This is a genomic window from Thioalkalivibrio sp. (assembly GCF_007692535.1).
GTDB lineage: Bacteria > Pseudomonadota > Gammaproteobacteria > Ectothiorhodospirales > Ectothiorhodospiraceae > Thioalkalivibrio.
The window spans coordinates 1-4,374 of record NZ_REBW01000089.1 but is presented as its reverse complement, the minus strand read 5'-3'; the positions used below and the strand labels follow the sequence as shown (position 1 = coordinate 4,374).

The following is a 4,374-nucleotide window of genomic DNA, read 5'->3' as shown; positions in this document are numbered from 1 at the left end:
CGACGCTGCTTTGCGGCCCTGGGTGGGTGCGAGGCCCTGTAGGAGGCGAGCCCTCTCGCCGATTCGGCGCCGGGAAACTCATCGGCCAGGGGCTGGCTTCCTACATCCACGTGCCTTGAAACAACACGAATCCGGCCACCGGCAGAGCTTTCGGCTGATCATCAGGCAGGCCATTGCGGTGCAATGCGCTGGGCTCAACGGACTCTACTTGGCCAGGCGTTCGCGTACGCGGCTCAGTACCTCGGCACTGATACGTCGTACGACGGGGCCGGCAAGCCTGCCGACGGTCCGGTCCAGGATCCGGCTGTTCAGTGTGTAGTCGATCACGAGCCGCAGATCGGTACCGCCTGTCACGGGCACCAGGTGGTAGCGCCCGGTGTTGGAAATCCCCGTCACGGACTTCCAGGCCAGTCGCTCCGGCGCCTCGCTCTGTACGATCTCCACGACCCATTGGTACTGGACACCGGCAACGCGCACCTGCCAGCGGTAGCGCTCGTCGCCCAGGTGGGTCACGGTCTCGACGGCGCTGGTGTACTGGGGAAAGTCTTCCACCTTGCGTAGCATGGCAAAGACCGTGTCCGGGTCCGCGGGCAGTACGGCTCGGGTCTCGATGGATGGCATCAGGCGCTCTCCCGGAGAGTCGGTTGCATGACGCAACCCGGACGAAGGACCCCGGGCTGCGGGTCGCCCGGAAGCGGACCGCGTGTTGGTCGCGGTCGGTCCCGGGCATTGAAGTCTGGCGATCCCGGTTGGATACTGTGGCCCGACGCACCATTACCGCACCAGGGGACGAAATGGGTGACACTGACAACTATACGGATCTGCGTGGCTCACGGCTGACCTCGGGGCTTTCCGACGAGCAGGTCGAAGCGCTGGCGGGCATTTCCTTATGTCGCAAGCTCGATGATAACGAAAAGCTTTTCCAGGAGGGTGAAACGGACGACGCCCTCTACGTCATCACCTCCGGCAAGATGGCCGTGACGCGCAACGTCGGCGGGGGCGAGGAGGTCACCCTGCACATCCTCTCAGCCGGCGAGATCGCCGGGGAAATGGGTTTCGTCGGCGGGCGTCCGCACAGCGCTTCGATGCGCGCCATCGGGAGTCCCACCGTCTGTTCCTTCAACCGCGCGGATTTCGAGGCCCTGGTCGAGAGCGATCCGTGGCTGGTGTACCGCGTGATGAAGAACATCGTTCAGGTCGGGCATGACATCCTGCACCGCATGAATGCCCAGTTCGTGGAGATGTCGAACTACATCTCGCACCAGCACGGGCGGTACTGATCGGCACCGGCCCGTGCACGCGGGCCTTCGCCTGTGACGCGCGGTTCTGTCGTGGCTGCATCCCGGTAGGAGGCGAGCCCTCTCGCCGATCTGGCGTGGGAAAAACCATCGGCCAGAGGCTGGTCTCCCACATCCACGCCCGCTGAAACAGCACGAATCTGAGCAGCGGCGGGACGTCTGTGATCGTCAGGTCCCGGAATGACCGCTGGAGATCGACCCGGGCTTCAGGGTCCGCGCTCCGTTTCGTCGTCGATGTCTTTCCCCGCTGGCTGCTGTCTGGCTCGATGCAGGGCTTCGGCACGCCGCGCGATCGCGCGCGTCATCCCGGCGAAGATGAACAGGTGTGCGGGTACCAGCGCGTACCAGTAGAGCAGTCCCCAGACGCCCGCCGGGTGCCAGTAGGCAGTGGCGCTGACGCGCGTGTGGTCGCCTTCCGGCGTGAGTTCGAACTCGAGCACCCCGGCGCCGGGGGCGCGCATCCCGAAGAACAGCGTCAGTCGCCGCTGTGGTTCCATCGCGATCACGCGCCAGGAATCCACCATGTCGCCTACGCGCAGTTCGGTGGAGTCACGGCGTCCGTAGCTCAGCCCCGGGCCGCCGACCATCCAGTCCAGGATCTCGCGGATCTTCCACAGACTGTTCAGATAAAAATACCGGTTCTCGCCTCCGATACTCACCACCACGTCCCAGACATCCTCGGCGCGCGCGCGGGCCAGGGCGCTGCCGCTGGCGCGTTTCGCATAGTAGGCATAGTCCGGACGGTAGTCGCGGAAGGCGAAGGCCCCTTCGGTCCATCGGGCCGCGACCGTGTGGCGACGCTCCGCCTCGAAGGCCGCGCGGACCGAGGCGCGAAAATCGAGCAGGTCCTGCGGCATCAGGCGCTGGATCGCCTCGGCGTCGGCATCGAAATCCTGGCGCATGCCCTCGATCAGCGCGCGTGCCACGGGGGTCGGGACGGCGGTGATCAACCGCAGCCAGTAGGAAGACAGCCGCGGCGTCAGCAGCGGGACCGGTACGATTGTCGGCGGGCGCCGCCCGGCCTCCTCGGCCAGGATGCGCATCATGTCGGCGTAGGTCAGCGACTCGGGGCCGGCCGCGTCCAGGATCCTGCCTGCCGCATCGGGGATTGCCGGGGCACGCAGGAGGTAATCGAGCAGGTTGTCCAGCGCGATCGGTGGTGATTTCGCGAGCACCCAGCGCGGTGTGATCATCACCGGTAGATGAAAGACCAGGTCGCGCATCACCTCGAAGGCCGCGGAGCCCGGCCCGACGATGATGCCGGCCCGTATCTCGGTGACCGGCACCGGCCCGCTGCGCAGCATGTCGCCGGTGCGCTGGCGCGAAACGATGTGTTCGGTGTCGGCCCCGGCCGGAACGAGTCCGCCGAGATACACGATCCGCCGGACACCGGTTGCGGCGGCGGCGGTGGCGAAGTTCCTGGCAGCCTCCAGGTCAATCTGTCCGAAGTCGCGCCCGGCAGCCATCGAGTGCACCAGGTAATACGCCGTATCGACGTCCTGCAACGCGGCCTCGATCGTCTCCGGTTTCAGCGCGTCGGCGGCGACCACCTCTACGCCTTCCCAACCGCGGGCCTCGAGGACCGCCGGCGACCGGGCGGCAGCACGCACCGGCAGGCCGGCAGCGAGGAGGTGGGGTACCAGGTTGGTACCGATGTATCCGCTGGCGCCGAAGACCAGTCGCAGACCGGCCGATTCTGGGCGGACGACTGCGGGGTCCTGCGCGTTGCCTTCGTTTTCTTCGCTCATCTGGAAAGGTCGCTCCGGCTTTCAGGGGGTATGGTCGATCAGGGGATCCTGCCAGTCCAGTGCCCGCCGTCTCCGGCGGGCCGGGCGCGACTGCCACACGGGATCAGACGCCGGCGAGCAGGAAGCGAAGCGCCAGCCAGAGCGCAAACAGCAGCGAGAACAGGGCGGTGAGACCGAGGAGAGGGTTCAGCGCCACTCCGTCCCGGTGACGCAATGCGAGGGCGAGGGACAGCCCCGCGGTGGCGATGATCAGCCAGGCGATCCAGGCCCACATCGACAGCCCCAGCGGCAACGAGAGCAGTAGCGGTCCCAGAATGAGGGCGGCGAAGAGAACGCGCGTCCTTCGATCGCCCAGACGGACTGCGAGGGTGAGTTTTCCGGCGCGCCTGTCGGTGTGACGGTCGCGCAGGTTGTTGACCACCAGGATGGCGGCCACGGGCAGGCCCACCAGCAGGGAGGCCAGAACCGCTTCGTATCCGATCGGGCTACGATGCGCCAGCAGGCTGCCGAGGACGGCCACCGGGCCGAAGAAGAACCAGACTGCCGTTTCTCCCAGCGCGAGGTTGGCATACGGGCGGCGGCCACCGCTGTAGCCCAGGACCGCAAGCACGGACAGTGCGCCGAGGATCCAGAGCAGCCAGTGTCCGAACGCGATCAGCCAGAGCCCCGACGCGATCGCGATGCCGAGTGTGAGGACCAGGCCGACGCGGAGGTCGCGGGCGCTCAGAAGCCCGGCCTGCAGGGCACGGGTCGGTCCCAATCGATCGGCTTGATCGACGCCGGAAAGGCCGTCGAAGAGGTCGTTGGCCAGGTTCACCGCCAGCTGCAGGGCCAGCGCGCAGACGACGCAGAGGGTTGCCGTGAGCCAGGAAAAGTATCCGGGAACGACCATGACCTGACCGAGAAGAACGGGCCCCACCGCCGCCGGCAGTGTGCGTGGACGAAGGGTTTGCCACCAGACCTGCACGCGGCTCACGGCACTTCCTCTCTGAGTCTCATGGTTCTGGACGGTTGTTCAGGAATCGGTCAGTTTAAGGGCGCCTGAAAGGGAGGTGGCGGTTGCGGCTTCGCGGATTGGGACCGCGATGGAGCGGCTGCTATCCTGCCCGTTCGAGTCTCCATGGCGGCTTGCCCGCACGGGCTCATTGCGGCTGATTCGCGAGCAGAACGCGGGCGGGCGCAGTCTACATCAGTCCGGGGTCCGACAGGCGTCGGGATCGCGGTCCGGATTTTGGGCGATGGTTGCAGGGAGCTCTGTAGGTCGGGTTAGCGCAGCGTAACCCGACGTGCCGGGGTGTCCGGGGTCGATGCTGCTTTGCGCCCACGGG

At 66.7% G+C, this 4,374-nt stretch carries 4 protein-coding genes; 1 reads left to right on the top strand and 3 read right to left on the bottom strand.

Annotated features, from left to right (window positions below; all coding sequences use genetic code 11):
* Positions 1-204 precede the first annotated feature (204 nt).
* On the bottom strand, positions 205-621 hold the full coding sequence (locus EA346_RS03730) for an SRPBCC family protein (protein ID WP_296755828.1): 417 nt from the start codon (positions 619-621) through the stop codon (positions 205-207).
* A gap of 173 nt (positions 622-794) precedes the next feature.
* Here EA346_RS03730 and EA346_RS03725 point away from each other — a divergent pair, with 173 nt between their 5' ends.
* A complete protein-coding gene (locus EA346_RS03725) occupies positions 795-1,280 on the top strand; it encodes a cyclic nucleotide-binding domain-containing protein (RefSeq protein WP_296755825.1) in 486 nt (161 codons plus the stop codon).
* Positions 1,281-1,504: 224 nt separating this feature from the next.
* Here EA346_RS03725 and EA346_RS03720 read toward each other — a convergent pair whose 3' ends face one another.
* Both EA346_RS03720 and menA read right to left on the bottom strand, forming a co-directional pair.
* Positions 1,505-3,046: an SDR family oxidoreductase gene (locus EA346_RS03720; RefSeq protein WP_296755823.1), complete on the bottom strand. Its 1,542-nt coding sequence runs from the start codon at positions 3,044-3,046 to the stop codon at positions 1,505-1,507.
* A 103-nt stretch (positions 3,047-3,149) separates the two neighbouring features.
* The gene (gene menA / locus EA346_RS03715; RefSeq protein WP_296755820.1) at positions 3,150-4,022 is read right to left on the bottom strand and encodes a 1,4-dihydroxy-2-naphthoate octaprenyltransferase; all 873 of its coding nucleotides are present in this window, start codon (positions 4,020-4,022) and stop codon (positions 3,150-3,152) included.
* Positions 4,023-4,374: the final 352 nt, after the last annotated feature.